Below are 24,988 nucleotides of genomic sequence, written 5' to 3' on the forward strand. Positions count from 1 at the left end.
GGATTTTTCGGACATCGAGACTCGACCTTCCTTAGAGATCCTGTGCCGCGCAGCTTCCCTTTGGTTTCAGGGATAGTGAACTGCCGAGACTGAATCGTGTCTATGAAACCAGGGACGATTCAGTAACTACATGGCCGGCGGTGGCGATCAAATCAACCGGGCCAGCCCTTAAAGCGTTCAGTAGGAATCAAACATGTCTAAGAAGCTTGCTGCTGTTTTGTTGTCCGCAGTTGTAGGTATGGTTGCCGGTAATGCAATGGCTGCTGATGGCCAGTGGAAAAAAGATCACCCACGTCGAGCCGAAGTAAATACTCGTCTGGCCAACCAGAACAAGCGAATCCATAACGAAGTCAAAGAGGGTGAAATGACCAAGGGACAGGCGGCCAATCTGCATAAGGAAGACCGCCAGATTCGTCAGGAAGAACGGGACATGGCTAGCCAGAATAAAGGGCACATCACCAAGCAGGAGCAAAAGAGCCTTAACCAGCAAGAAAATTCGGTAAGCCACCAGATTGGTAGCTAAGTCCAATTTGCTTCTGCTGAATGGGCATCAATTTTGAGCCCCCCCACCCGGCTCAACCTGCAGTAATGAAAAAGGCCAACGCTTAAGCGTTGGCCTTTTTTTGTTCACGAGAAACCTGTGAAAGTTTACTCGATCGCCGCCGCGACACTTTCCAGTCGATACCCATACCCGTAGATCGTCAGCAACTGCCAACCCCGATCGGCCGTCAGTCCGAGCTTGTTGCGCAGGCGGTAGATGTGAGTATCCAGTGGCCTGGAAGACACCATTTCTTCATGGGTCCAGAAACGCTCGTAGAGATACTCCCGTGACAGCGGCCGGCCCAGGTTGGCAAACAGGCAGCGCGCCAGGCGGTATTCACGTTCGGTCAGGCTGATGGGGTTGCCGGCGCGGGTCACCGTCAGTTCGGCGTCGTCGAAGTTCAGATCGTTGAAACTCAGCACTTCGCTGGCCGCGTTGCGCTGCAAACCCTGTCGACGCAGTACCGCACTGACGCGGGCCTTGAGCTCATTGGGACGGAATGGCTTGCTGACGTAATCATCGGCGCCGGCGTTCAACGCCTGGACGATGTCACTCTCGGCATCGCGACTGGTGAGCATGATGGCGGCGGGAGGCGCTTCCATGTGTTCGCGGGTCCAGCGCAAGAGCGATAGACCGCTCAGATCAGGTAACTGCCAGTCGAGTATCAACAGGTCGAACGTTTCGCGGCGAAGCTGGCGGAGCAGGTCTTCACCGCGCTCGAAGCTGTGCAAGGTCCACGCTTGCTCCCCGGTTCCGGGAATCTGTCGCAGTGTCTGTTCCACCCGGCGCAGCTCGGCGGGTTCGTCATCCAGTATTGCGACACGCATGCGGGGCGTTTCCTTCAGCTCGTAGAGTGCGATGGGGTAAAAGATCCTACGGTGCGAGTTTAGGCTGATTGTCTGAATCTGAACAATTATGGTGATTTTCTCCAGATTCTTTGTGTCTGGTTAGGCTGATATCAGTTGGCCGCTTACCGGCGGATATCGGCTCGAAGACTCGAGGAAGGAACGATGGGGAACAGGCTGAATCTTCGTGCACTGATCGCAAAGGTGACCAAGGGCATGGCACTGACACGTTGCCCGTCGTTGGCATTTCTGGTCTATGCGGGGGTCGCTTCGCTAGTCGTGAATTCAAGTAGCGAGGCGCCGAATCAACCTGTGACGCAGCGCTACTTCAGTCCCGCTGTGGTGAATGTCGCCTTCAGTGATTCACGGGGCTTTGCACCGGTGAGCGCGCCCGAAGACAGCGAGCAATCGGCTCCACGGCTGCTTCGTGAAGAGCAGCAGCGCTGGGTGTTTTAACGATGGACCCAGGCAATTCTGAACAAATATGGAGAATTGCCTTATCGACTGTCGGTGTCGGTAAATTCTCAAGCGTTGAGTGGCACTGGAGCATTCGGAAGTGCTCCGACACAGGGAGTGTCATCGCCAATCTGGCGGGACCGCCGATCGCCGGTTCGCTTGCGGTCTGCAGTTCAGGGGAAAAAAGGGAGTGCCTGCTCACGCTGTAAAACCGGATCGATGCTGACTCGGTTCCGACACATGGATGTGTCACCTCCTACCCATCTTTGATGTGTTTACGTTCATGGAAAGCCGCAACGGCTAATCGGTAATGGCGTTTTGCATAGACGTGGGCTATCTGCCGCAGAGTCCTGTCAGGTATGGTGCGTAAGGCTGATGAGTCAGCTGGTCGGCCAGATTCTAAGAAAAAGCGTGAAAAGCGAATCCAATGAACCACATGACTTCTTTGCACTGTCGCCACCTGGGTACCTGCCTGTTGCTAGTCGTTGGTTTGGTGAGCCCATTGACGCAGAGTGCATCCGCAGCGCTCCTCGACTCAAAGCGCTTGCCGTATATCGATGACCATCAGCAATGCCGTGGACAACCCCTGCCCGCCACTGTCGAGCACCTGACGGGCGAAGCCTGGAAGCTCGACCGCAAGGGCAAGCAGGTGGCGCTCGAAGAAGGGATGACGATTGACGAGCAGGAAGGCGTGAAGACCTCTCCTTCGGCGTTTGTCAGTCTGTCACTGGGCGATGGATCACGCATCGTTCTGCCGTCCAGCTCACAGGTCACGTTGCGTTTGAACGAAGAACTCGTTGTCCCTCAGGTGATTCTTGAGCAAGGTCAGGTCGAGTCGTATGTAATCAAGCGCGCCAGCGACTATGATCGTTTTCAGATCGTGACGCCGGTGGGCGTGCTCGGGGTCCGTGGCACACACTTTCGGGTGCGCAACGACGACAATGGGCAATCGTTGATCGAAGTGCTGAATGGCCAGGTGGCCGTCGATCGTGGTGAAGACCCGGACGCGCCCGCCAAAAAACACACGGGCAAACCGCTCGCCAAAAAAGCTGAAAAGGCAGCGGCCGATGACGAAGTACAGGTCATGGCTCGCCAGGGTTTACGTATCCAGAAGGAAGGCAAGCTGACGCCGATCGAGCTGTTGCCCGCGCCGCAGTTGTTGGGGCAGACGGGGCAGACGGGCCCCGCCCCGGTCTGGCAATTGATTATGAAACCCTTGCACGGGGCCACACGCTACCGGGCGCAAGTGGCGACTGACACGGCTTTCCTGAACATCAAGCAGGAACAGTTTTCCAGCACGCCAGAGATCAACTTCAGTGGGTTGAAGGCATTTTTCTACCATGTTCGACTCTCGGCGTATGACGCGCAGGGGCTTGAGGGAGAGACCGGGGTATATGACATCTTCTATTACCCCAGGACCACGCGTGTCCAATAACACCTCGGCTATTTGCCGATGAAGCACTGGCCAAGGAAGGAAGGTCGCGAGCCGACCCAGGCCCAGCGGCTGTTTAGTCGGATGGTTCGTGAATGGCTGTGGGTCAGTCTGATCCTGCTGCCGTTGACCGCGATTCTGTCCTTGAGCCATGGGCTGACGCTGAGCAATCTGCTGTACGACAACCTGCGTCGGCTGAGCCCGCTCCCGGTCGACCCGCGAATTCTCATCGTCACTATCGACGATTACAGCTTGCAGCAACTCGGTCAGTGGCCCTGGTCCCGGACCTTGCACGCTGACCTGCTGGATCGGCTCACGGCCGCGAAGGTCAAGGGCGTATTGTTCGACGTCATCTTCAGCGAGCCCGACAAGCTTCCCGACAATGACCTGCGGCTGGCACAAGCGATGTGCCGGGCCGGCAACGTGTTCGTGCCTTTGCTGCGCGAAGGGGTTGCGCGTTTTCGGCAGCCGCTGGGTGAAATCGAACCCGTGGCACCGTTGAGTCGCTGTGCCAAAAGTATCGGACATATCAACGCCGAAGCGGACGCTGATGGCATCGTGCGCAGCGTGTACCTGCGCGAAGGTCCTGAGCGCAACCCGAGAGCGCAACTAGCCTGGTTGCTCTACGAGATGACCACAGATCGCCCGGATACCCTGCCCGGCTCGCCGTCGTCATTGACGGTTCAAGGCTGGCAACGAACCAACGGCATTCGAATTCCCTTTATCAGCGCGAATGCGGGTTTCCCCAGCGTTCCCTACGTCAGCGTGCTGCGCGGTGAAGTGCCGCCCGAGTTGCTGCGTGATCGCTTGATCCTGATTGGCTCCACGGCGCCTGGGCTGGGCGACCGTTATGTGACACCGCAATCGGAGAGTATCGGCACAACACCGGGTATCGAGATTCAAGCCAACCTCCTCAACGGTCTGCTGCAACAACGCAGCATCGTGGTGCTCGCCGATGGCTGGGTGATCGGGTTGTCGACGGCCATCGTCGCGTTGCTGCTGGCCTTGCTGTTGTTCCGTCCACGGCACGCCTTGTGGTTGACCCTGGGTTGCATGGCAGTTGCCCTGCTCGCCTCGGCTCTGCTGTTGAGAGCAGGTTGGTGGTGGTCGCCTGCCGCCAGTTTGCTCGGAATGCTGTTGGGTTACCTGATCTGGAACTGGCGACGTCTGAGCGTGGTGCTTGCCTATTTTGGCTGGGAACTGGCGCGGCTCGATAACGAGCCGAAAGTGTTCCCCGAGCGCCGCCGCACACCATCACCGGCCGGCGATGTATTGCAGGGACAGATCGTCGCGCTGGAACAGGCCATGAGCCGGACCCGCGACACCCGACGGTTCATCGCCGACGGCCTGGAGTATCTGCCGGTGGCGACACTGATCAGCGATCCCGGCGATCGAATCCTGCTGGCCAACCGCAATGCGCGAAGTCTGTTTGCCAGCGATCTGGTCGGTGAGGACTTGCTGCAACGGCTCTCGGATCTGGGTTATCCGGGGCTGCTTGAGCAGGGACGTCCCGCGTTGTCGACGCTTGAGACCAGCGAGTTTCGCGATACTCAAGGGCGAAGCCTGCGTCTGGACTTGGCGCCGTTGCTGCCGGCTGAGGGTGGGGCGGCGATTGGCTGGCTGCTCAGCCTTACGGATTTGAGCCTCGAGCGCGATGCCGAGGAACAGCGTGCGGTGCTGTTGCGGTTCCTTTCCCATGACCTGCGCGCGCCTCATTCGGCCATTCTGGCCTTGCTCGACGTCCAGTATTACCAAGGCACGGGCGATACGCAGCTGTTCAGCCAGATCGAGTTGCAAGTGCGCAAAGCCTTGAGCCTGACCGAGGCCTTTGTGCAACTGGCCAAAGCCGAGTCCGAGGCGTACCAGTTCGAGCCGAGCATGTTTGCGATGCTGGTGCTCGATGCGTTCGATCAGGCGATGAGCATTGCGCAACTCAAGCAGATCGAGCTGTTTCATGATCTGGATGAAGAAGCTGAAGGCATGGTCCTGGCCGACCAGTCATTGCTGACCCGGGCACTGTTCAATCTGCTGGAAAATGCCATCAAGTACAGTCCGGCCGGTTCACAGGTCAGCGTGCGGGTGAGTTGTGCACAGGGTTGGCTGACCTGCGAGATCACCGACCAGGGCAAAGGCATTACGGCCGAGGAGCTGCCCGAGTTGTTCAGCCAGTACCGGCGCTTTGCATCGTCTCAAGGCAGTGACGGATTGGGCCTGGGATTGTCCATGGTCAAAGCCGTGGTGGATCGCCACGGTGGACGGATTTTCTGTGAAAGCCTAATCGGGCAAGGCACGACCTTCAGCGTTCAACTGCCGTTGCTGGAAGAGTGAACGATATTTTTGTAGCAGCTGTCGAGCCTGCGAGGCTGCGTTCGGCTGCGAAGCAGTCGTAAAATCAGGCAACGCACTCTTTCAGGCAAACCGCATACACAGGATTTGCGAGGACTTCGTCCTCGGACGCAGCCTCGCAGGCTCGGCAGCTGCTACGAATCGTGTGATATCCAGGGATTGAAACAGGCATAAAAAAACCGGCTCAAATAGCCGGTTTTTTTAGCGCCGTGAAAACTTATGCACGTTTTTCTGTGTTTTATGAGTTTAAGAAATATCTATATAAATCATAAATTTAGATAACAAATACGACGCTTTTCAGAAAAACGGTACACAGGTTATCCACAGAATCTCAGACAGTCTCTTTATCCGCCGCCGCGGGCAGTGGTGGCAGCGAACCCATGTCCCGTTGGGTCTGCTCGTTCCAGGCCGCGGCACGGTCGTTGAGCTCGGCAATCGCCCGTGGGCCGCTGCCTTCTGCATACATCGGCGCACCGATGATAACGGTGATGGTGCCAGGCGTTTTCAACCAACCGGTTTTTGGCCAGAATTTGCCGGCGTTATGGGCGATTGGCAGTACAGGCAACTGCGCGTTGACCGCCAGCGCCGTACCACCGCGCGAAAACTTGCCCACCGTACCGAATGGAACGCGGGTGCCTTCCGGGAAGATCAGTACCCAGACATTGTCCTTGAGCAGCTCATCGCCCTTCTTCGCCACATGCTTGAGTGCGGCTTTCGGGTTGTCGCGGTCGATGGCGATCGGTCGCAGCATGGCCATCGCCCAGCCGAAGAACGGCACATAGAGCAGTTCGCGCTTGAGCACCTGGCTCAACGGCTCGAAGTAGGCCGACAGAAAGAACGTCTCCCAGGTGCTCTGGTGGTTCGACAGAATCACGCACGGCTGGTCGGGGATGTTCTCGGCGCCTTTGACTTCATAGCGGATGTCCAGGAACACCTTGCTCAGCCACAGTGCGCAGCGGCACCAGTAGACGTTGATGAATCGGTAGCGCGCTTTGAACGGTAAGAAAGGCGCGATAAAAAAGCTCAGGCTGCACCAGAGCAACGAGCTGGTGCCCAGCAGCAGGTAAAAAAGAAAGGTTCTGATTGCCTGCAAAATCGACATGGCCGCATTTACCGTTGCGGGGCTGTGCCCGCCTGTTAAAAGTGCTTCCCGAACAGTCCTTGATCAGGATGTCAGAAGAGCCTAGTTGTTGATAAGTTCTGCGGCAATCGCCGCCAGATCGTCAAAAATCAAGGTGCCTGCCGGAAGGGTCAAGGCCTGCGTCTTTTCGCCTTTCCCGGTTTTTACCAAAACTGGCTGACAGTCGACGGCTTTTGCCGCCTCCAGGTCACCGAGACTGTCGCCGACAAACCACAGGTCAGTCAGCGCCACGTCGTAATGTGCGGCAATGGTTTTAAGCATGCCGGGTTTGGGCTTACGACAGTCGCAGCCTTCGTCCGGCCCATGCGGGCAGTAGACGATCAGCCCGACCTCGCCACCCTGCTCGGCCACCAACGTGCGCAAGCGCTCGTGCATGGCGTCCAGGGTGGCGACATCGTAGTAGCCGCGAGCAATGCCCGACTGGTTGGTAGCGACGGCTACCGTCCAGCCGGCCTTGCTCAACTGCGCGATGGCTTCGATCGAACCGGGGAGCGGAATCCACTCCTCCACCGACTTGATGTAAGCGTCGGAGTCGTAATTGATCACTCCGTCCCGATCGAGAATCAGCAGTTTCAACAGCAGCTCCTCAGCCCAGCAACGAGATGTCGGCAACGCCGAGGAACAGACCGCGCAAACGTGCCAGCAACGCATAACGGTTGGCACGGACCTTGGCGTCTTCGGCGTTGACCATCACCGCTTCGAAGAACGCATCGACAGGCTCGCGCAAGGCGGCCAGACGCGCCAGCGATTCGCGGTACTGACGGGCCGCAGCCATTGGCTGCACCGCTTGATCCGCTTGCTGGATCGCCGAGTACAGGGAGAACTCGGCGGCGTTGTCGAAGTACTTGGCTTCAACGGTGGTCGGCACGCTGCCTTCGAGTTTGCTCAGCAGGTTCGATACGCGCTTGTTCACGGCGGCCAGTGCGGCGGCTTCCGGCAGTTTGCGGAACGCTTCCACGGCTTGTACGCGCTGATCGAAGTCCAGGGCCGAACCCGGTTTCAGGGCACGTACCGACAGGTAGGTGGCGACATCCACGCCTTCGTCTTCGTAACGGGCACGCAGACGGTCGAAGATGAACTCCAGCACCGAATCAGCCAGGCCGACAGCCTTGACCTTGGCGCCGAACGCGGCGACGGCGAAGGCCACGGCGTCGGTCAGGTCCAGGTCGAGCTTCTTGTCGATCAGGATCCGCAGCACGCCGAGCGCGGCACGGCGCAGGGCATACGGGTCTTTGCTACCGGTTGGGAGCATGCCGACACCGAAGATCCCGACCAGGGTGTCGAGCTTGTCGGCGATCGCCACGGCTGCGCCGGTCAGGGTAGTCGGCAATTCAGCGCCGGCACCGCGCGGCATGTATTGCTCGTTCAGCGCCAGTGCGACATCTTCTGGCTCGCCATCGTTGAGGGCGTAGTAGTAACCGGCGACGCCTTGCATCTCCGGGAACTCACCGACCATCTCGGTCGCCAGGTCACACTTGGACAGCAGGCCGGCACGCGCCGCCCGTTGAGCGTTGCCGCCAATGTGTGGAGCGATGAATGCGGCCAGTTTGGAAACACGCTCGGCCTTGTCGTAGACGCTGCCGAGTTTTTCCTGGAACACCACGTTCTGCAGGCGCAGGTTGAAGTCTTCGAGTTTCTGCTTCTTGTCTTGCTTGAAGAAGAATTCGGCATCGGTCAGGCGTGGGCGAACCACTTTCTCGTTACCGTCGATGATCTGCTGCGGGTCTTTGCTCTCGATGTTGGCCACGGTAATGAAACGTGGCAGCAATTTGCCGTCGGCATCCAGCAGGCAGAAGTACTTCTGGTTGTCCTGCATGGTGGTGATCAGGGCTTCTTGCGGCACATCGAGGAAACGCTCCTCGAACGAGCACACCAGCGGCACTGGCCATTCCACCAGCGCGGTCACTTCGTCGAGCAGGGCCGGCGGAACGATCGCGGTGCCTTCCTGACGGGTCGCCAGCTCAGCGGTACGGGTGCTGATCAGCTCGCGTCGCTCGTTGGCATCGGCCAGTACGTAGGCAGCGCGCAGGTCGTTCAGGTAGTTGGCTGGCGAGGTGATGCGTACGCTTTCCGGGTGATGGAAGCGGTGACCACGGGAATCGCGACCGGCCTTCTGGGCGAGGATGGTGCAGTCGACCACCTGGTCGCCGAGCAGCATCACCAGCCATTGGGTTGGGCGAACGAATTCTTCCTTGCGAGCGCCCCAGCGCATGCGCTTCGGGATAGGCAGGTCGTTCAGCGAGTCTTCGACGATGGTCGGCAACAGGCTGACGGTCGGCTTGCCGGCGATGCTTTGGCTGTAACGCAGTTTCGGCCCGCTTTGATCGATTTCGCTCAGCTCTACGCCGCACTTCTTGGCGAAGCCCAGGGCAGCCTGGGTCGGGTTGCCTTCGGCATCGAAGGCGGCCTGACGTGGTGGGCCGTCGAGGTTGATGCTGCGATCCGGCTGTTGGGTGGCCAGTTTGGTGATCAGCACGGCCAGGCGACGCGGTGCGGCGTAGACCTGCTTGGCTTCAAAGCCCAGGCCAGCGGCCAGCAGGCCCTTCTCGATACCGGCGAGGAACGCGTCGGCCAGGGTGTTCAGGGCCTTGGGTGGCAGCTCTTCGGTGCCCAGTTCAACCAGGAAATCTTGAGCACTCATTGTGCAGCCTCCAGCTTAGCCAACACTTCATCACGCAAATCCGGGGTCGCCATCGGGAAGCCCAGCTTGGCGCGCGCCAGCAGGTAGGCTTGCGCAACGGAACGCGCCAGGGTGCGGACACGCAGAATGTATTGCTGACGCGCCGTCACCGAGATCGCCCGGCGTGCATCCAGCAGGTTGAAGGTGTGCGAGGCCTTCAGCACCATTTCATAGCTCGGCAACGGCAGCGGTTGATCGAGCTCGATCAGGCGCTTGGCTTCGCTTTCATAGAAGTCGAACAGTTCGAACAGCTTCTCGACGTTGGCGTGTTCGAAGTTGTAGGTCGACTGCTCCACTTCGTTCTGGTGGAACACGTCGCCGTAGGTCACTTTGCCGAACGGACCGTCAGCCCAGACCAGGTCGTAAACCGAGTCCACGCCTTGCAGGTACATGGCCAGACGCTCAAGACCGTAGGTGATTTCGCCGGTCACCGGGTAGCACTCGATGCCACCCGCCGCCTGGAAGTAGGTGAACTGCGTCACTTCCATACCGTTGAGCCAGACTTCCCAGCCCAGACCCCAGGCGCCGAGGGTCGGTGATTCCCAGTTGTCTTCGACGAAACGGATGTCGTGCACCAATGGGTCCAGGCCCACGTGCTTGAGGGAGCCCAGGTACAGTTCCTGGAAGTTGTCCGGGTTCGGCTTGAGGACTACCTGGAACTGGTAGTAGTGCTGCAGACGGTTCGGGTTTTCGCCGTAGCGGCCGTCAGTCGGGCGACGACTGGGCTGCACATAAGCGGCGTTCCAGGTTTCCGGGCCGATGGCGCGCAGGAACGTGGCGGTATGGAAAGTGCCGGCGCCTACTTCCATATCGTAGGGCTGAAGTACCACACAACCTTGCTCGGCCCAGTATTGCTGGAGGGCGAGGATCAAGTCTTGGAAGGTACGCACGGCTGGCGTAGGCTGGCTCACGAAATTCACCTGTTTCTTGGGCTGCGATTTAAAGAGCGGGAGTATACCCGATTCGTTGGTCCGCACGCCCCCTGGAGCCTTATGCCACGCTGCTTTTGGTGTTCCGAAGATCCGTTGTACATGGCTTATCACGATCAAGAGTGGGGCGTACCGCTACGCGATGCGCAGCGCTTGTTCGAGTTGCTTTTGCTCGAAGGGTTCCAGGCCGGTCTGTCGTGGATCACCGTGCTGAGGAAACGCGAGCATTACCGTAAGGTATTGTTCGAGTTCGACGTGCAGCGCGTGGCGCAGATGAGCGACGCCGAAATCGACGATTTGATGCTTGACCCAGGGATCATCCGCAACCGTCTCAAACTCAATGCCGCCCGGCGCAACGCTCAAGCCTGGCAGGCGCTGGAAGATCCGGTGGCGCTGCTCTGGTCGTATGTCGGCGGCGTCCCGATGATCAATCATTTCAAGGATCGCAGCGAAGTGCCGGCCGTGACGCCGGTCGCCGTGGAGATGAGCAAAGGTCTGAAAAAAGCCGGCTTCACCTTTGTCGGCCCGACCATTTGCTATGCCCTGATGCAGGCCTCGGGCATGGTCATGGATCACACCACCGATTGTGATCGCTACGCCATCTTGAGCAGTGGGCGGTTAGAATAGCCGGCTCGTGATACGGATCATGACGTCGGATTAGAAGATCAGGAGTGACCTGTGGATAAGTTTAAAGGCGCCTTGCTGGTAGGTGCTCTGCGGTTGTTTGCCCTGCTCCCGTGGCGGGCGGTGCAAGCGGTGGGCGCGGCGATTGGCTGGATCATGTGGAAAACCCCCAACCGCTCCCGCGACGTGGTGCGCATCAACCTGGCCAAGTGTTTCCCCGAAATGGATGCCGCCGAGCGGGAGCGTCTGGTCGGGCAGAGCCTGATGGACATCGGCAAATCGCTGACCGAAAGCGCCTGCGCCTGGATCTGGCCGGCCCAGCGCTCGATCGACCTGGTGCGTGAAGTCGAAGGCCTCGATGTTTTGAAAGACGCATTGGCCTCGGGCAAAGGCGTGGTCGGCATCACCAGCCACCTGGGCAACTGGGAAGTGTTGAACCACTTCTATTGCAGCCAGTGCAAACCGATCATTTTCTACCGTCCACCCAAGCTCAAGGCTGTGGATGAATTGCTGCGCAAGCAGCGCGTGCAATTGGGCAACCGTGTGGCGGCGTCCACCAAGGAAGGCATCCTCAGCGTCATCAAGGAAGTGCGCAAAGGTGGTGCAGTGGGCATACCCGCTGACCCGGAACCGGCCGAATCCGCTGGAATTTTCGTGCCTTTCTTCGCCACCCAGGCGCTGACCAGCAAGTTTGTGCCGAACATGCTCGCGGGCGGCAAAGCCGTCGGGGTGTTCCTGCACGCCCTGCGCCTGCCGGACGGTTCAGGCTACAAAGTGATCCTGGAAGCCGCGCCCCAGGATATGTACAGCACCGATACCGAGACGTCCTGCGCGGCCATGAGCCAGATCGTCGAGAAGTACGTTCGGGCTTACCCGAGCCAATACATGTGGAGCATGAAGCGTTTCAAGAAACGCCCACCGGGCGAAGAACGCTGGTATTGATCCACTTGGCACGATCTGTGGATAACTTTGGGCAAAGGGTTATCCACAACCGTTCAATCAAGGGCGCAGCAGATGTCCGAACACCGTAAGTCATTTCGAATCAAGATCCAGCACGAGAGCTTCGGCGAGTGCCTGGGCCAGACCCGCAACCTTTCCGCCAGCGGCGTCTACGTGAAGCACCCGACGCTGGCAGCATTGGCCGAAGGCGCGGTGGTCTATGGCCAGGTGCAGGGTTTACCGTGCGGCGCGCCGCGAGTACGCATGGAAGTGGTGCAGGTCGACGCCGAAGGCATCGGCCTGCGTTACCTTTGAATTGAGCGCTTTTTGATCAGTTACCCAGCCGGTCAAGCTTCTTCAGAAACACCGTCATTTCCTTTTCCGCCTGCTTGTCGCCATGGGCGCGGGCGGCTTCCAGGCCCTGCTCCCAGGCCTGACGGGCGGCGGCATGGTCCGCCAACGCCAGGTGGGCCTTGCCCAACAGCTTCCAGGCCGCCGAATACTTCGGATCGAACGCCACGCAGCGGGTGAAATGCTCGGCGGCCTTGGCGTTTTCGCCAAGATCCAGATAACCCTTGCCCAGACCGAAGCGCAGCAGTGAGTTATCCACACCCTTGGCGAGCATTTTTTCGAGGGATTCGAGCATGGGTGAATTCCTTGTTGAGGGGTGTCAGGGATTGATCTGTTTTAGTGAGACCGCTATTGCGAGCAGGCTCGCTCCCACAGTTGATCTTCAGTGAACCCAGATGTTGTGTTCGGCAGAAATCCACTGTGGGAGCGGGCTTGCTCGCGAAGAGGCCCGTCCGGCCAGCGCAGAGCCCGAATCAGAAAAAGCTCAACCCCACGTGAAACAACTTCTCCACATCGCGAATATGCTTTTTATCCACAAGGAACAGAATCACATGGTCGCCGGCCTCGATCACCGTGTCGTCGTGGGCGATCAGCACTTCTTCGTCGCGAATGATCGCACCAATGGTAGTCCCTGGCGGCAGGACGATGTTTTCGATGGCCTTGCCGATCACCTTGCTCGACTTCGCATCGCCATGGGCAATCGCCTCGATGGCTTCTGCCGCACCGCGGCGCAGCGAGTGCACGCTGACGATATCGCCACGGCGCACGTGGGCCAGCAAGGTGCCGATAGTCGCCAGTTGCGGGCTGATGGCGATGTCGATGTCACCGCCCTGGATCAGGTCGACGTAGGCCGGGTTGTTGATGATGGTCATCACCTTTTTTGCGCCCAGGCGTTTGGCCAATAGCGACGACATGATGTTGGCTTCGTCGTCGTTGGTCAGTGCCAGGAAAATATCGGCGTCGGCGATGTTCTCTTCCAGCAGCAAATCACGGTCCGAGGCGCTGCCCTGCAACACCACGGTGCTGTCGAGGGTGTCCGAGAGGTAGCGGCAGCGTGCCGGGTTCATCTCGATGATCTTCACCTGATAGCGGCTTTCGATGGCCTCGGCCAGGCGCTCGCCGATCTGTCCGCCACCGGCGATGACGATGCGCTTGTAGCTCTCGTCGAGCCGGCGCATTTCGCTCATCACCGCACGAATGTTCGCTTTGGCGGCGATGAAAAACACTTCGTCGTCGGCTTCGATCACCGTATCGCCTTGCGGCAGGATCGGCCGGTCACGACGGAAAATCGCCGCCACGCGGGTGTCGACATTCGGCATGTGTTCGCGCAACTGGCGCAGTTGCTGCCCCACCAACGGTCCGCCGTAGTACGCCTTGACCGCCACCAGTTGGGCCTTGCCTTCGGCGAAGTCGATCACCTGCAAGGCGCCGGGGTGCTCGATCAGGCGCTTGATGTAGTGAGTCACTACTTGTTCCGGGCTGATCAACACGTCGACCGGAATCGCATCGTTGTCGAACAGGCCGGCGCGGGTCAGGTACGCGGCTTCGCGCACCCGGGCGATCTTGGTCGGCGTGTGGAACAGGGTGTGGGCGACCTGGCAGGCGACCATGTTGGTTTCGTCGCTGTTGGTCACCGCCACCAGCATGTCAGCGTCGTCGGCGCCGGCCTGACGCAGCACTGTCGGGAGCGAGCCGCGTCCTTGCACGGTGCGGATGTCGAGGCGGTCACCGAGGTCGCGCAGGCGTTCGCCGTCGGTGTCGACCACGGTGATGTCGTTCGCTTCGCTGGCCAAGTGTTCCGCCAGTGTGCCGCCCACCTGCCCTGCGCCGAGGATGATGATCTTCATCCAGTCACTCCCTTGAAATTCGCTTAGCTGCGCGCGGCGGCAATCTTGATCAATTTCGCGTAGTAGAACCCGTCGTGACCGCCCTCTTGCGCCAGCAACTGGCGGCCGTGCGGTTGCTTGATGCCGGCCTGGCTGGCGATGTCCAACTCGCGGGCACCCGGGGTTCGGGCGAGGAAGGCTTCGATGACTTCAGTGTTTTCGGTCGGCAGTGTGGAGCACGTGGCATAAAGCAGAATGCCGCCGACCTCGAGAGTCGGCCACATTGCGTCGAGCAGTTCACCCTGAAGCACCGCGAGCGCGGCGATGTCATCCGGCTGACGGGTCAGCTTGATGTCCGGGTGACGGCGAATCACGCCGGTCGCCGAGCACGGCGCGTCGAGCAGGATGCGCTGGAACGGCTTGCCGTCCCACCAGGCCTGAGTGTCACGGCCGTCGGCGGCGATCAGTTCGGCGCTGAGCCCCAGCCGCTCAAGGTTTTCCCGCACGCGCACCAGACGCTTGGCTTCCAGATCCACCGCCACCACACCGGCCAATTTCGGCTCGACTTCGAGGATATGGCAGGTCTTGCCGCCCGGTGCGCAGCAGGCGTCGAGCACCCGTTGGCCCGGCGCCAGGTCCAGCAGATCCGCCGCCAGTTGCGCGGCCTCGTCCTGCACGCTGATCCAGCCTTCGGCAAAGCCTGGCAACTGGCGCACATCGCTCGGCACGTCGAGCACGATGCCGTCCCGGCTAAACACGCACGGTTTGGCCGCGACACCGGCATCGCTCAGCAAGGCGAGGTAGGCGTCGCGGGAATGATGACGACGGTTGACCCGCAAAATCATCGGCGGGTGCGCGTTGTTAGCGGTGCAGATCGCTTCCCACTGTTCGGGCCAAAAAGCCTTGAGGGATTTTTGCAGCCAGCGCGGGTGGGCGGTGCGCACCACCGGATCGTGCTCAAGCTCGGCCAGCAGTGCCTCGCTTTCACGTTGGGCGCGACGCAGCACAGCGTTGAGCAGGGCCTTGGCCCAGGGCTTTTTCAGTTTGTCGGCGCACCCCACGGTTTCGCCGATGGCCGCGTGGGCCGGGACCCGGGTGTAAAGCAGTTGGTAGAGGCCGACCAGCATCAGGGCTTCGACATCGGCATCAGCCGCCTTGAACGGTTTTTGCAGCAGCTTGGCCGCCAGCGCCGACAAGCGTGGTTGCCAGCGCGCGGTGCCAAAGGCCAGGTCCTGGGTGAAGCCGCGATCGCGGTCTTCGACCTTGTCCAGCTGCGTCGGTAGCGAACTATTCAGCGAAGCCTTGCCGTTAAGGACGGCGGCCAGGGCCTTGGCGGCGGCCAGACGCGGGTTCATTGGGCGTCCACCGCTTGGCCCAGGATGGTGCCCACGGCAAATTTCTCACGACGACTGTTGAACAAGTCGCTGAAGCTCAGCGCCTTGCCTCCGGGCAATTGCAGACGGGTCAGGCACAGCGCCTGTTCACCGCAGGCGACGATCAAACCGTCCTTGCTGGCGCTGAGGACTTCGCCCGGTGCGCCCTTGCCTTCGGCGAGGCTGGCAGCCAGCACTTTCAAGGCTTCGCCATTGAGCGTGCTGTGGCAGATCGGCCACGGATTGAACGCGCGAACCAGACGTTCCAGCTCGACCGCTGGACGGTTCCAGTCGATGCGCGCTTCGTCTTTGTTCAATTTGTGCGCATAGGTGGCGAGGCTGTCGTCCTGCACTTCGCCTTCCAGGGTGCCCGCCGCCAGCCCGGCAATCGCTTGAAGCACAGCGGGCGGACCCATTTCGGCAAGACGGTCATGCAGACTGCCGCCGGTGTCTTCGGCACTGATCGGCGTGATGACCTTGAGCAGCATCGGCCCGGTGTCGAGGCCGGCCTCCATGCGCATCACGGTCACGCCGCTTTCAGCGTCGCCCGCTTCAACAGCGCGCTGGATCGGCGCCGCACCGCGCCAGCGTGGCAGCAGCGAGGCGTGGCTGTTGATGCAGCCCAGACGCGGAATATCCAGTACCACTTGCGGCAGGATCAGGCCATAGGCGACGACCACCATCAGGTCCGGCTTGAGCGCGGCCAGTTCGGCCTGGGCCTCGCTGTTGCGCAGGGTGGGCGGCTGCAGCACGGCAATGCCGTTTTCCAGCGCGAGTTGCTTGACCGGGCTCGGCATCAGCTTTTGCCCACGGCCCGCCGGACGATCCGGTTGGGTGTAGACCGCAACGATCTCGTAAGGGCTGTCGAGCAGGGCCTTGAGGTGTTCGGCGGCAAATTCGGGGGTGCCGGCAAAGACGATGCGCAGTGGCTCAGTCATGGATGGAGTCTCTTGAAAAGAAAAAGGCTTGCCGCAGCAAGCCTTTGGAAGAAGGTATCAAGCGTTCTGGCGATGGAGCTTTTCCAGCTTCTTCTTGATCCGGTCGCGTTTGAGCGTGGACAGGTAGTCGACGAATAACTTGCCGTTGAGGTGGTCGCATTCATGCTGAATGCACACTGCCAGCAGTTCTTCGGCAATCAGTTCAAAAGGCTGGCCGTCACGGTCCAGGGCGTTGATCTTGACCTTGTGCGGGCGGTCGACGTTTTCGTAGAAGCCCGGCACCGAAAGGCAACCTTCCTGATACTGGCCCATCTCGTCGGTCAGGACTTCGAACTCGGGGTTGATGAATACCCGCGGTTCGCTACGGTCTTCGGAAAGGTCCATGACCACGATGCGTTTATGTACGTTGACCTGGGTCGCCGCGAGGCCGATGCCGGGTGCTTCATACATTGTTTCAAACATGTCATCGACCAACTGCCGCACTTCGTCGTCCACTACGGCCACCGGTTTGGCGATGGTACGCAGGCGCGGGTCGGGAAATTCGAGGATGTTCAAAATAGCCATAAGCGTAATTGCTGCACGTGTGAAGTAAAGTCAGGGCCGATGGCCTGGCGGGTCCGAAGATGCAGGCTACCGTTGTAAAACGTAGCTCCCTTCTTTTCATTAGCAAGGGGGGAGCGAGCCACGGGGGCTCTGGCGTTCTACGCGAATGCATATAATAAAGGGATTCACCGCATGAGGAAATCACTACTCGCCTTGCTGCTTCTGGCTTCGGCCGGTTTCGCACACGGGCAGGTACAACTCAAGGAAGATTTTCCACAGCATTACACGGTGGTGGCGGGCGACACACTCTGGGACATCTCCGGAAAATTCCTCCGCGAACCCTGGAAATGGCCCGAACTCTGGCAGGCCAATCCGCAAATCGAAAACCCCAACCTGATCTACCCTGGCGACTCGTTGTCGCTGGTTTACATCAACGGGCAGCCACGCCTGACCCTCAATCGCGGGGCAACACGGGGCACCCTCAAGCTCTCGCCACATGTGCGCAGCACCCCGGTGGCCGACGCCATTCCGAGTATTCCGTTGCGATCCATCAACAGTTTCCTGCTCAGCAACCGCATCGTCGACAACGTCGAAGACTTCAACAAGGCGCCGTACATCGTTGCCGGCGACGCCGAACGGGTGCTCAGCGGCATGGGCGATCGAATCTACGCACGCGGTAAATTCGACCCCGCGCAGTCGGTGTACGGCATTTTCCGTCAGGGCAAGGTTTACAGCGATCCGCAAAGCAGAGAGTTTCTGGGGATCAACGCCGATGACATTGGTGGTGGCGAGATCATTGCCACCGAAGGCGATGTAGCGACCCTCGCCTTGCAACGCACCACCCAGGAGGTTCGTCTGGGCGACCGCTTGTTCAGCGGCGAAGAGCGGGCGATCAACTCGACCTTTATGCCCAGCGCACCAAAAACCGATATTCATGGCTTGATCATCGACGTACCACGAGGCGTTACGCAAATCGGTGTGCTTGACGTGGTCACCCTGAACAAGGGCCTGCGCGACGGTCTGGCCGAGGGCAACGTACTGGTGGTGATGAAAACCGGCGAAACCGTGCGTGACCGGGTGACGGGCGAGCAGGTGAAAATCCCGGATGAGCGCGCCGGTTTGCTGATGATCTTCCGCACTTACGAAAAGCTCAGTTATGGCTTGGTGCTGAACGCCTCGCGCTCTCTGGCGGTGATGGACAAGGTGCGTAATCCGTAAAAGACTCAACAAGTTACCAACAGACTTATCCACAGCTTGTTCCTGAATCAGCAGGACCAATAACGATCAAGGATGATCTTATGCCGCTGTCTGCACACACGAAGGTTTCGCCGGCGGAACTGGAAGCGCGTTTGCGTTTGCATCGCCTGCCGGAGCTCGGTCCACGACGTTTTCAAAAGCTGCTCGAAGCCTTTGGCTCGGCCTCAAAAGCCATCAGCGCACCGGCCAGTGCCTGGGGCGCCCTGGGGTTGCCGGCGGCGTGTGCCGAGGCCCGGCGTAGCCCGCTCATTCGTGATGGCGCCTACCATGCATTGGCCTGGCTAGAGCGTGAGGGCCAGCATTTACTGATGGTTGACCAGCCGGGCTACCCGGCGCTGCTGGCAGAAATCAGTGATCCTCCACCGTTGTTATTCGTCGCAGGCGATCCCGCTATCCTGGAAAAACCGCAGCTGGCGATGGTCGGTAGCCGACGCGCATCGAGGCCGGGGATGGACACTGCCGCAGCGTTTTCCCGCAGCCTGGCGGGCGCTGGCTTTGTCATCACCAGCGGCCTGGCGCTGGGCATCGATGCGGCGGCGCATCAAGCCGCGCTGGACGTCGGTGGGCAGACCGTCGGGGTGCTCGGCACCGGGCTGGAAAATTTTTATCCACAGCGCAATCGACGTATTGCCGATGCGATGATTGCCCAGGGCAGCGCGGTGGTTTCCGAGTTCCCGCTGGACGCCGGACCGCAGGCCAGCAACTTTCCGCGCCGCAACCGGATCATCAGCGGTTTGTCCCTCGGTGTTCTGGTGGTCGAGGCCAGTGTCGCCAGCGGCTCGCTGATCACCGCACGGCTGGCGGCGGAACAAGGGCGCGAGGTGTATGCGATTCCAGGCTCCATCCATCATCCCGGCGCTCGTGGTTGTCACCAATTGATCCGCGATGGCGCGGTGTTGGTGGAAACCATTGAACATATCCTCGAAGGCCTGCGCGGTTGGCAGAATCTGCCGTTATCCACAGAAGCCTCGGCCCCCATCGATCACCCGTTGCTCTGCCTGTTGTTTGCTGCGCCGCATACCAGCGAGGCCCTGGCAGACGCTGCTGGCTGGGCGTTGCCGAAGGTCTTGGCCGCGTTGACGGAGCTTGAAATGGAGGGGCGGGCAGTGAGTGAAGGCGGACGCTGGTTTGCGCGCCTAAGCTAGGGCCTATCATCAGTTATTGCGCGGCACAGGCAATAACTGATGACAGGTCCTACGGTCATGAAAGATCGGTAAACTGCGCACAGCCTTATTTTGGAGAGTCGGTAATGGTCAACAGTTGGCGTGTGCAACAAGCCGCACGAGAAATTCGCGCAGGGGCGGTGATTGCCTATCCAACCGAAGCCGTCTGGGGCCTGGGTTGCGACCCGTGGGACGAAGAGGCGGTGTATCGCTTGCTGGCGATCAAGGGTCGTTCGGTGGACAAGGGCCTGATCCTGATTGCCGACAACATTCGCCAGTTCGACTTCCTGTTCGAAGACTTCCCGGAACTGTGGATGGATCGCATGGCCAGCACCTGGCCGGGACCGAACACCTGGCTGGTGCCCCATCAAAACATGCTGCCGCAATGGATCACCGGGGTGCACGAAACCGTGGCGCTGCGGGTTAGCGATCACCCGCAGGTGCGGGATTTGTGTGCGTTGGTCGGGCCGCTGGTGTCGACTTCAGCCAACCCGCAAGGCAGGCCGGCGGCGCGCACACGGATTCGTGTCGAGCAGTATTTCCGTGGGCAAATCGACCTGGTGCTGGGCGGCAATCTCGGCGGGCGCAAGAACCCGAGTGTGATTCGCGATCTGGCGACGGGCAAGGTGGTGCGCCCGGCTTGAGACCTAGGTGAGCCCATCGCGAGCAGGCTCGCTCCCACACTGGATCTATGTCGTACACAAAATCTGTGTTCGCTAAAGATCTACTGTGGGAGCGAGCCTTACAGACACCATAAATTTTATGGCAAAAGCACCGTAGACCCGGTAGTCCGCCGTGCCGACAACTCAATCTGCGCCTTCGCCGCTTCAGCCAGTGGATAACGCTGGCTGATGTCCACCTTCAGCTTGCCGCTGATGATCATCCCGAACAGCTCATCGGCCATGATTTGCAGGTTTTCAGCGTTGTTGGCGTAAGTCCCCAGTGTTGGCCGGGTCACATACAGCGAACCCTTTGCCGCGAGAATACCCAAATTGACCCCGTCCACCGCGCCCGACGCGTTGCCGAAGCTCACCACCAGCCCGCGTGGCGCCACGCTGTCGAGCGAGGTCAGCCAGGTGTCCTTGCCGACACCGTCATAGACCACCGAGCACTTCTTGCCGTTAGTCAGTTCCAGTACGCGCTGTGCGACGTTTTCCTTGCTGTAGTCGATGGTTGCCCAGGCACCGAGGGATTTTGCCAGCGCGGCTTTCTCAGGTGAGCTGACAGTGCCGATCAACTTCACGCCCAAGGCCTTGGCCCATTGGCAGGCCAGCGAACCGACACCGCCGGCAGCCGCGTGGAACAGAATGGTTTCGCCGCCCTTGAGTTCATAGGTCTGACGCAGCAGGTACTGCACGGTCAGGCCCTTGAGCATGACGCCCGCAGCCTGTTCGAAGCTGATGGCGTCCGGTAGATGCACCAAATTTTCTTGCGGCAACACATGCACCTGGCTGTAAGCACCCAGCGGACCACTGCCGTAGGCCACGCGGTCGCCGACCTTGAAACGAGTCACTTCGCTGCCCACCGCTTCGACCACGCCCGCGCCTTCCGAGCCCAGGCCCGATGGCAGGGCTGGCGGTGCATAGAGGCCGCTGCGGAAATAGGTGTCGATGAAATTAAGACCGATGGCCTTGTTACTGACGCGCACCTGCTGAGGGCCAGGCTCGGCCGGTTGGAAGTCCACATACTCAAGCACTTCGGGGCCGCCATGGGCTCGGAACTGGATACGTTTGGCCATCTGCACTCTCCTTGGGTGTGTTTGCCGTCAGTCTTTCGGCGAAGGTTCCTATCGGACTCCTAAGCTTGATCTTCGTCAACTGCGACGGTCATGAGTGCAGTGTTATGCTACGCGCCCATTTGCGTCGGCCGCCGTTCTGATCGAGCGCCGCGTAGCTTTGCCCGATTCAAGGTGATGCCATGACTACCCGCACCGAGGCCGTTAAAGCCTACCTGCTCGACCTGCAAGACCGTATTTGTGCCGCGCTGGAAGCCGAAGACGGTGGTACTCGTTTCGTCGAAGACGCCTGGACCCGGCCTGCCGGTGGTGGCGGTCGCACGCGGGTGATTGAAAACGGCGCGGTTATCGAGAAGGGCGGCGTCAACTTTTCCCACGTCTTTGGTAGCGGTCTTCCGCCGTCCGCCAGCGCCCATCGGCCGGAACTGGCCGGGCGCGGCTTCGAAGCCCTCGGCGTGTCGCTGGTGATTCACCCGCACAATCCGCATGTGCCGACGTCCCACGCCAACGTGCGCTTTTTCATCGCCGAAAAGGAAGGCGAAGAGCCGGTCTGGTGGTTCGGCGGTGGTTTTGACCTGACCCCTTACTATGGCAATGAAGAAGATTGCGTGCATTGGCACCGCGTGGCCGCGCAGGCTTGCGCGCCGTTCGGGCCGGACGTCTACAGCCGGTACAAGGACTGGTGCGACAGTTATTTCCATATCAAGCATCGCAACGAGCCCCGGGGTATCGGCGGTCTGTTCTTCGATGATTTGAACGAGTGGGACTTCGACACCTGCTTCGCTTTCATGCGCGCTATCGGCGACGCTTACATCGACGCGTACTTGCCGATTGTCCAGCGTCGCAAGGCGCAAGCCTTCACCGAGAAACAGCGCGAATTCCAGGAGTTCCGCCGTGGGCGTTACGTTGAATTCAACCTGGTTTACGATCGTGGCACGCTGTTCGGCCTGCAGTCGGGTGGGCGTACCGAGTCGATCCTCATGTCGCTGCCGCCGCAAGTGCGCTGGGGTTACGACTGGAAGGCCGAGCCTGGCAGCGAAGAAGCGCGCCTGACCGAATATTTCCTGCAAGACCGCGATTGGCTGGCTAACGCCTGAACGAGGAATCCTGATGGACCGTTACGTCGTATTCGGTAACCCGATTGGCCACAGCAAATCGCCGTTGATCCATCGCCTGTTTGCCGAGCAGACCGCTCAGCAACTGGACTACAGCACTTTGCTGGCACCGCTCGACGACTTTTTCGGCTGTGCCACGGAGTTTTTCCGCGAGGGCCGTGGTGCCAACGTCACGGTGCCGTTCAAGGAAGAGGCCTATCGTCTGGCCAGTAGCCTGACAGAGCGTGCTCAGCGCGCCGGTGCAGTCAACACCTTGAGCAAACTGGCGGATGGCAGCCTGTTGGGTGATAACACCGATGGCGCAGGTTTGGTGCGGGACCTGACGGTCAACGCCGGGTTCAGCCTGCGCGGTAAACGCATTCTGTTGCTGGGCGCTGGTGGCGCGGTACGTGGCGCACTGGAACCCTTGCTGGCCGAGCAACCGGCGTCGGTGATCATTGCCAATCGCACGGTGGAAAAAGCCGAGTTGCTGGCTGAACTGTTTGCCGATCTCGGCCCGGTGTTCGCCAGTGGTTTCGACTGGCTGCGTGAGCCGGTGGACCTGATCATCAATGCAACGTCTGCCAGCCTGTCAGGCGATGTACCACCGATTGCCAGCAGCCTGATCGACCCGGGCAAGACTGTTTGCTACGACATGATGTACAGCAAGGAACCGACCTCGTTCTGCCGCTGGGCCAGCGAACACGGGGCTGCCGTATCGATGGATGGCCTCGGAATGCTCGCCGAACAGGCGGCCGAAGCGTTCTTCCTGTGGCGTGGTGTGCGCCCGGATACCGCGCCGGTGCTGGCCGAGCTCCGCCGGCAACTGGCCGCTTAGCTCTCTGTGGGAGCGAGCCTGCTCGCGATAGCGATCGGTCAGTCACATCAGTGCTGGATGTTGCCGCCGTCATCGCGAGCAGGCTCGCTCCCACAGAGGAGAGCTCTGCGACATCGCATCAGTCTTCAAACCGGATCGGACATTTCTCTGGTCCTTCGAGCTTTATCAATTCCTCGACCACATGCCCCCGCGCCCGGCGCAGGATCAGGCTGCGGTCTTGCCTGAGCAGTCGTCGCGCTTCCTGATGCAGCATCTCCACGCCGGAATAGTCGATGAAGTTGATGTACTGCCCTTCGATCACCACCTTCAACCCTTGAGTGCGTTGCAAACGCACTTGCAGGTAGTGACTGGCGCCGAAGAAGATCGACCCGCCGACCCGCAAAATCTCCTCATCGCCTTCGCTCCATTGCTGCACGCGGGGTTGCGAGGTGCGCTTGAGGTAGAAAAACAGCGAGACCAGTACGCCGGCGTAGATCGCCGTTTGTAGCTCCAGCAACAACGTGGCGACGCAGGTCAGCGCCATCACCACGAACTCGGCACGGCTGACCCGGAACAACGCGCGAATGCCGCGATGGTCCACCAACCCCCAGCAAATCAGCAGAATGCTCCCGGCCATGGCCGGCATAGGAATGTGCGCAATCAGCGCCGCCCCGGCCACCGCAAACAACGCCACCCACAGCGCCGAGAACACCCCGGCCAGCGGCGAGCAGGCGCCTGCTTCATAACTCAAACCCGAACGGGTAAAGGAACCGGCCGACAAGGAGCCTGCGAAAAAGCTGCCGACAATGTTCGAAAGCCCCTGCGCGCGGACTTCCTGATTCGCATCGAGCAACTGCTCTGAACGCGCTGACAAGGAGCGGGCAATCGACAGGCTGGTGACCAGCCCGAGCATGCCGACCGCCACCGCACTGGGCAGCAGGCGCAATACCAGGTCCAGGTCCAGCGGCAACGGGCTGAACGGTGGCAGCCGGCCAACAAACGAGCTGACCAACTTCACATGGCCAAACATCGAAGGCCACAGCCACACCAGCAGGCCGCTGAAGATCAGGCTGATCAGCAGACTCGGCCAGCGTGGCACCAACAGTTTCAGCGCGATGCCTACCGCCAGCGAGAAGAGGCCCAACGCCAATGACGGTTTATCCAGCTCGCCGATGTGGCCGATCAAGGACATCAAACTGTTCAGCGCCGTGGCCTGATTCGGCAGGTCCAGCCCCAGCAGGTTTGGCAACTGGCCGAGGGCGATGACCACCGCCGCGCCGAGGGTGAAGCCCAGCACCACCGAGTGCGAAACGAAGTTCACCAAGGCTCCGAAGCGCAACATACCCAGCAGCCACTGGAAAATACCGGCGAGGAAGGTCAGCAGCAGGATCAGCGTGATGTAGTCCTGGGAACCGGGCACGGCCAAGGGGCTGACGCTGGCATAGAGCACAATGGAAATCGCTGCCGTCGGGCCGCAGATCAAATGCCAGGAGGAACCCCAGAGGCAGGCGATCAATACCGGAATGATGGCAGCGTACAAGCCGTATTCTGCGGGTAACCCGGCGATCAATGCGTAGGCAATGGACTGCGGCAACGCAAGAATCGCCCCGCTCAGGCCGACGACAAGGTCGCGGCCGACGCTATCGCGGGTTTGCCGGGGCAGCCAGCTGAGAAAGGGGAAGAGTTTATGGCGGTTGGGGATTGCCATGGGGCCTCTCGATCGGAGTCATTCAAAGGCGTCAGGATAAAGCATTGTGGCGAGGGAGCTTGCTCCCGCTGGACCGCGTAGCGGTCCTGAATCGGCAATAACGCTCTGTCAGACGCAACGCATCAATTCGTAGCAGCTGCCGAGCCTTGCGAGGCTGCGTTCGGCCGCAAAGCGGTCGTAAAGTCAGGCAACGCGTTCTTACCGGAAAACCGCGTACGCAGGATTTACGAGGACTTCGTCCTCGAACGCA

24 protein-coding genes are annotated in these 24,988 nt (G+C 60.1%); 12 read left to right on the forward strand and 12 right to left on the reverse strand.

All coding sequences use genetic code 11. The annotated features are described in order from the left end of the window. Positions 1-193 precede the first annotated feature (193 nt). Complete coding sequence (locus NTD87_RS01735) at positions 194-523, forward strand: hypothetical protein (protein ID WP_262111424.1); 330 nt, start codon at positions 194-196, stop codon at positions 521-523. Positions 524-648: 125 nt separating this feature from the next. On the opposite strand, the gene NTD87_RS01740 is transcribed toward NTD87_RS01735, so the two are convergent. After that, entirely contained in the window at positions 649-1,368 is a 720-nt protein-coding gene (locus NTD87_RS01740) for a response regulator transcription factor (protein WP_262111425.1), read from the reverse strand. A 183-nt stretch (positions 1,369-1,551) separates the two neighbouring features. On the opposite strand from NTD87_RS01740, the gene NTD87_RS01745 reads away from it, so the two are divergent. The 3 genes from NTD87_RS01745 to NTD87_RS01755 all read left to right on the forward strand — a co-directional run bounded on the left by NTD87_RS01745 (position 1,552) and on the right by NTD87_RS01755 (position 5,602). Continuing rightward, positions 1,552-1,842, forward strand: a complete 291-nt coding sequence (locus NTD87_RS01745; RefSeq protein WP_262111428.1) for a hypothetical protein — start codon at positions 1,552-1,554, stop codon at positions 1,840-1,842. A gap of 427 nt (positions 1,843-2,269) precedes the next feature. Continuing rightward, the gene (locus NTD87_RS01750; protein ID WP_410017448.1) at positions 2,270-3,277 is read left to right on the forward strand and encodes a FecR domain-containing protein; all 1,008 of its coding nucleotides are present in this window, start codon (positions 2,270-2,272) and stop codon (positions 3,275-3,277) included. 18 nt (positions 3,278-3,295) lie between these two features. Further along, complete coding sequence (locus tag NTD87_RS01755) at positions 3,296-5,602, forward strand: CHASE2 domain-containing protein (protein WP_262111430.1); 2,307 nt, start codon at positions 3,296-3,298, stop codon at positions 5,600-5,602. A 349-nt stretch (positions 5,603-5,951) separates the two neighbouring features. On the opposite strand, the gene NTD87_RS01760 is transcribed toward NTD87_RS01755, so the two are convergent. From NTD87_RS01760 to glyQ, 4 genes are all read right to left on the reverse strand, one after another. Continuing rightward, on the reverse strand, positions 5,952-6,722 hold the full coding sequence (locus NTD87_RS01760; RefSeq protein ID WP_262111431.1) for a lysophospholipid acyltransferase family protein: 771 nt from the start codon (positions 6,720-6,722) through the stop codon (positions 5,952-5,954). An 81-nt stretch (positions 6,723-6,803) separates the two neighbouring features. Beyond that, positions 6,804-7,343 carry a D-glycero-beta-D-manno-heptose 1,7-bisphosphate 7-phosphatase gene (gmhB, locus tag NTD87_RS01765; protein WP_262111584.1) on the reverse strand — a complete coding sequence of 180 codons (540 nt, stop codon included), beginning with the start codon at positions 7,341-7,343 and terminating at the stop codon, positions 6,804-6,806. 4 nt (positions 7,344-7,347) lie between these two features. Continuing rightward, entirely contained in the window at positions 7,348-9,402 is a 2,055-nt protein-coding gene (gene glyS, locus NTD87_RS01770) for a glycine--tRNA ligase subunit beta (RefSeq protein WP_262111433.1), read from the reverse strand. Then, on the reverse strand, positions 9,399-10,352 hold the full coding sequence (gene glyQ / locus NTD87_RS01775) for a glycine--tRNA ligase subunit alpha (RefSeq protein WP_031319418.1): 954 nt from the start codon (positions 10,350-10,352) through the stop codon (positions 9,399-9,401). Before glyQ ends, glyS begins: the two co-directional genes overlap by 4 nt. An 81-nt stretch (positions 10,353-10,433) precedes the next feature. On the opposite strand from glyQ, the gene NTD87_RS01780 reads away from it, so the two are divergent. From NTD87_RS01780 to NTD87_RS01790, 3 genes are all read left to right on the forward strand, one after another. Further along, positions 10,434-10,997, forward strand: coding sequence for a DNA-3-methyladenine glycosylase I (locus tag NTD87_RS01780; RefSeq protein WP_262111436.1), 564 nt, complete (start codon positions 10,434-10,436; stop codon positions 10,995-10,997). A gap of 51 nt (positions 10,998-11,048) precedes the next feature. Then, the gene (locus NTD87_RS01785; protein WP_262111438.1) at positions 11,049-11,936 is read left to right on the forward strand and encodes a lysophospholipid acyltransferase; all 888 of its coding nucleotides are present in this window, start codon (positions 11,049-11,051) and stop codon (positions 11,934-11,936) included. Between the two features lie 72 nt (positions 11,937-12,008). Further along, positions 12,009-12,248, forward strand: a complete 240-nt coding sequence (locus NTD87_RS01790; RefSeq protein WP_262111439.1) for a PilZ domain-containing protein — start codon at positions 12,009-12,011, stop codon at positions 12,246-12,248. Positions 12,249-12,264: 16 nt separating this feature from the next. Here the strand turns inward: NTD87_RS01790 and NTD87_RS01795 are convergent, their stop codons facing one another. From NTD87_RS01795 to def, 5 genes are all read right to left on the reverse strand, one after another. Beyond that, positions 12,265-12,579 carry a tetratricopeptide repeat protein gene (locus NTD87_RS01795; RefSeq protein ID WP_262111440.1) on the reverse strand — a complete coding sequence of 105 codons (315 nt, stop codon included), beginning with the start codon at positions 12,577-12,579 and terminating at the stop codon, positions 12,265-12,267. Between the two features lie 178 nt (positions 12,580-12,757). Next, the gene (trkA, locus tag NTD87_RS01800) at positions 12,758-14,131 is read right to left on the reverse strand and encodes a Trk system potassium transporter TrkA (RefSeq protein ID WP_262111441.1); all 1,374 of its coding nucleotides are present in this window, start codon (positions 14,129-14,131) and stop codon (positions 12,758-12,760) included. 23 nt (positions 14,132-14,154) lie between these two features. After that, positions 14,155-15,465 carry a 16S rRNA (cytosine(967)-C(5))-methyltransferase RsmB gene (gene rsmB, locus NTD87_RS01805; protein WP_262111443.1) on the reverse strand — a complete coding sequence of 437 codons (1,311 nt, stop codon included), beginning with the start codon at positions 15,463-15,465 and terminating at the stop codon, positions 14,155-14,157. Further along, on the reverse strand, positions 15,462-16,421 hold the full coding sequence (gene fmt, locus NTD87_RS01810) for a methionyl-tRNA formyltransferase (RefSeq protein WP_262111445.1): 960 nt from the start codon (positions 16,419-16,421) through the stop codon (positions 15,462-15,464). Before fmt ends, rsmB begins: the two co-directional genes overlap by 4 nt. Before the next feature lie 57 nt (positions 16,422-16,478). Beyond that, positions 16,479-16,985, reverse strand: coding sequence for a peptide deformylase (gene def / locus NTD87_RS01815; RefSeq protein ID WP_262111447.1), 507 nt, complete (start codon positions 16,983-16,985; stop codon positions 16,479-16,481). A 171-nt stretch (positions 16,986-17,156) separates the two neighbouring features. Between def and NTD87_RS01820 the strand changes: the two genes are divergently transcribed. From NTD87_RS01820 to NTD87_RS01830, 3 genes are all read left to right on the forward strand, one after another. Further along, positions 17,157-18,182, forward strand: a complete 1,026-nt coding sequence (locus tag NTD87_RS01820; RefSeq protein ID WP_262111449.1) for a LysM peptidoglycan-binding domain-containing protein — start codon at positions 17,157-17,159, stop codon at positions 18,180-18,182. A gap of 80 nt (positions 18,183-18,262) precedes the next feature. Further along, positions 18,263-19,366: a DNA-processing protein DprA gene (gene dprA, locus NTD87_RS01825; protein ID WP_262111451.1), complete on the forward strand. Its 1,104-nt coding sequence runs from the start codon at positions 18,263-18,265 to the stop codon at positions 19,364-19,366. Between the two features lie 104 nt (positions 19,367-19,470). Continuing rightward, positions 19,471-20,028: an L-threonylcarbamoyladenylate synthase gene (locus tag NTD87_RS01830; protein ID WP_262111453.1), complete on the forward strand. Its 558-nt coding sequence runs from the start codon at positions 19,471-19,473 to the stop codon at positions 20,026-20,028. Between the two features lie 116 nt (positions 20,029-20,144). On the opposite strand, the gene NTD87_RS01835 is transcribed toward NTD87_RS01830, so the two are convergent. Continuing rightward, on the reverse strand, positions 20,145-21,122 hold the full coding sequence (locus NTD87_RS01835) for an NADPH:quinone reductase (RefSeq protein WP_262111454.1): 978 nt from the start codon (positions 21,120-21,122) through the stop codon (positions 20,145-20,147). 179 nt (positions 21,123-21,301) lie between these two features. Here NTD87_RS01835 and hemF point away from each other — a divergent pair, with 179 nt between their 5' ends. Both hemF and aroE read left to right on the forward strand, forming a co-directional pair. After that, the gene (gene hemF, locus NTD87_RS01840) at positions 21,302-22,216 is read left to right on the forward strand and encodes an oxygen-dependent coproporphyrinogen oxidase (RefSeq protein WP_262111456.1); all 915 of its coding nucleotides are present in this window, start codon (positions 21,302-21,304) and stop codon (positions 22,214-22,216) included. Positions 22,217-22,229: 13 nt separating this feature from the next. Next, a complete protein-coding gene (gene aroE / locus NTD87_RS01845; RefSeq protein WP_262111458.1) occupies positions 22,230-23,051 on the forward strand; it encodes a shikimate dehydrogenase in 822 nt (273 codons plus the stop codon). Between the two features lie 118 nt (positions 23,052-23,169). On the opposite strand, the gene NTD87_RS01850 is transcribed toward aroE, so the two are convergent. After that, on the reverse strand, positions 23,170-24,738 hold the full coding sequence (locus tag NTD87_RS01850; protein ID WP_262111460.1) for a SulP family inorganic anion transporter: 1,569 nt from the start codon (positions 24,736-24,738) through the stop codon (positions 23,170-23,172). Positions 24,739-24,988 lie beyond the last annotated feature (250 nt).

Source organism: Pseudomonas sp. 6D_7.1_Bac1 (genome assembly GCF_025465945.1).
Lineage (GTDB): Bacteria > Pseudomonadota > Gammaproteobacteria > Pseudomonadales > Pseudomonadaceae > Aquipseudomonas.

Bases quoted from the DNA above. Each gene is read 5' to 3' on its own strand.
- NTD87_RS01735 (WP_262111424.1), top strand. From the start codon at position 194: ATGTCTAAGAAGCTTGCTGCTGTTTTGTTGTCCGCAGTTGTAGGTATG.
- NTD87_RS01740 (WP_262111425.1), bottom strand. From the start codon at position 1,368: ATGCGTGTCGCAATACTGGATGACGAACCCGCCGAGCTGCGCCGGGTG.
- NTD87_RS01745 (WP_262111428.1), top strand. From the start codon at position 1,552: ATGGGGAACAGGCTGAATCTTCGTGCACTGATCGCAAAGGTGACCAAG.
- NTD87_RS01750 (WP_410017448.1), top strand. From the start codon at position 2,270: ATGAACCACATGACTTCTTTGCACTGTCGCCACCTGGGTACCTGCCTG.
- NTD87_RS01755 (WP_262111430.1), top strand. From the start codon at position 3,296: ATGAAGCACTGGCCAAGGAAGGAAGGTCGCGAGCCGACCCAGGCCCAG.
- NTD87_RS01760 (WP_262111431.1), bottom strand. From the start codon at position 6,722: ATGTCGATTTTGCAGGCAATCAGAACCTTTCTTTTTTACCTGCTGCTG.
- glyS (WP_262111433.1), bottom strand. From the start codon at position 9,402: ATGAGTGCTCAAGATTTCCTGGTTGAACTGGGCACCGAAGAGCTGCCA.
- NTD87_RS01780 (WP_262111436.1), top strand. From the start codon at position 10,434: ATGCCACGCTGCTTTTGGTGTTCCGAAGATCCGTTGTACATGGCTTAT.
- NTD87_RS01790 (WP_262111439.1), top strand. From the start codon at position 12,009: ATGTCCGAACACCGTAAGTCATTTCGAATCAAGATCCAGCACGAGAGC.
- NTD87_RS01795 (WP_262111440.1), bottom strand. From the start codon at position 12,579: ATGCTCGAATCCCTCGAAAAAATGCTCGCCAAGGGTGTGGATAACTCA.
- trkA (WP_262111441.1), bottom strand. From the start codon at position 14,131: ATGAAGATCATCATCCTCGGCGCAGGGCAGGTGGGCGGCACACTGGCG.
- rsmB (WP_262111443.1), bottom strand. From the start codon at position 15,465: ATGAACCCGCGTCTGGCCGCCGCCAAGGCCCTGGCCGCCGTCCTTAAC.
- fmt (WP_262111445.1), bottom strand. From the start codon at position 16,421: ATGACTGAGCCACTGCGCATCGTCTTTGCCGGCACCCCCGAATTTGCC.
- def (WP_262111447.1), bottom strand. From the start codon at position 16,985: ATGGCTATTTTGAACATCCTCGAATTTCCCGACCCGCGCCTGCGTACC.
- NTD87_RS01820 (WP_262111449.1), top strand. From the start codon at position 17,157: ATGAGGAAATCACTACTCGCCTTGCTGCTTCTGGCTTCGGCCGGTTTC.
- dprA (WP_262111451.1), top strand. From the start codon at position 18,263: ATGCCGCTGTCTGCACACACGAAGGTTTCGCCGGCGGAACTGGAAGCG.
- NTD87_RS01830 (WP_262111453.1), top strand. From the start codon at position 19,471: ATGGTCAACAGTTGGCGTGTGCAACAAGCCGCACGAGAAATTCGCGCA.
- NTD87_RS01835 (WP_262111454.1), bottom strand. From the start codon at position 21,122: ATGGCCAAACGTATCCAGTTCCGAGCCCATGGCGGCCCCGAAGTGCTT.
- hemF (WP_262111456.1), top strand. From the start codon at position 21,302: ATGACTACCCGCACCGAGGCCGTTAAAGCCTACCTGCTCGACCTGCAA.
- aroE (WP_262111458.1), top strand. From the start codon at position 22,230: ATGGACCGTTACGTCGTATTCGGTAACCCGATTGGCCACAGCAAATCG.
- NTD87_RS01850 (WP_262111460.1), bottom strand. From the start codon at position 24,738: ATGGCAATCCCCAACCGCCATAAACTCTTCCCCTTTCTCAGCTGGCTG.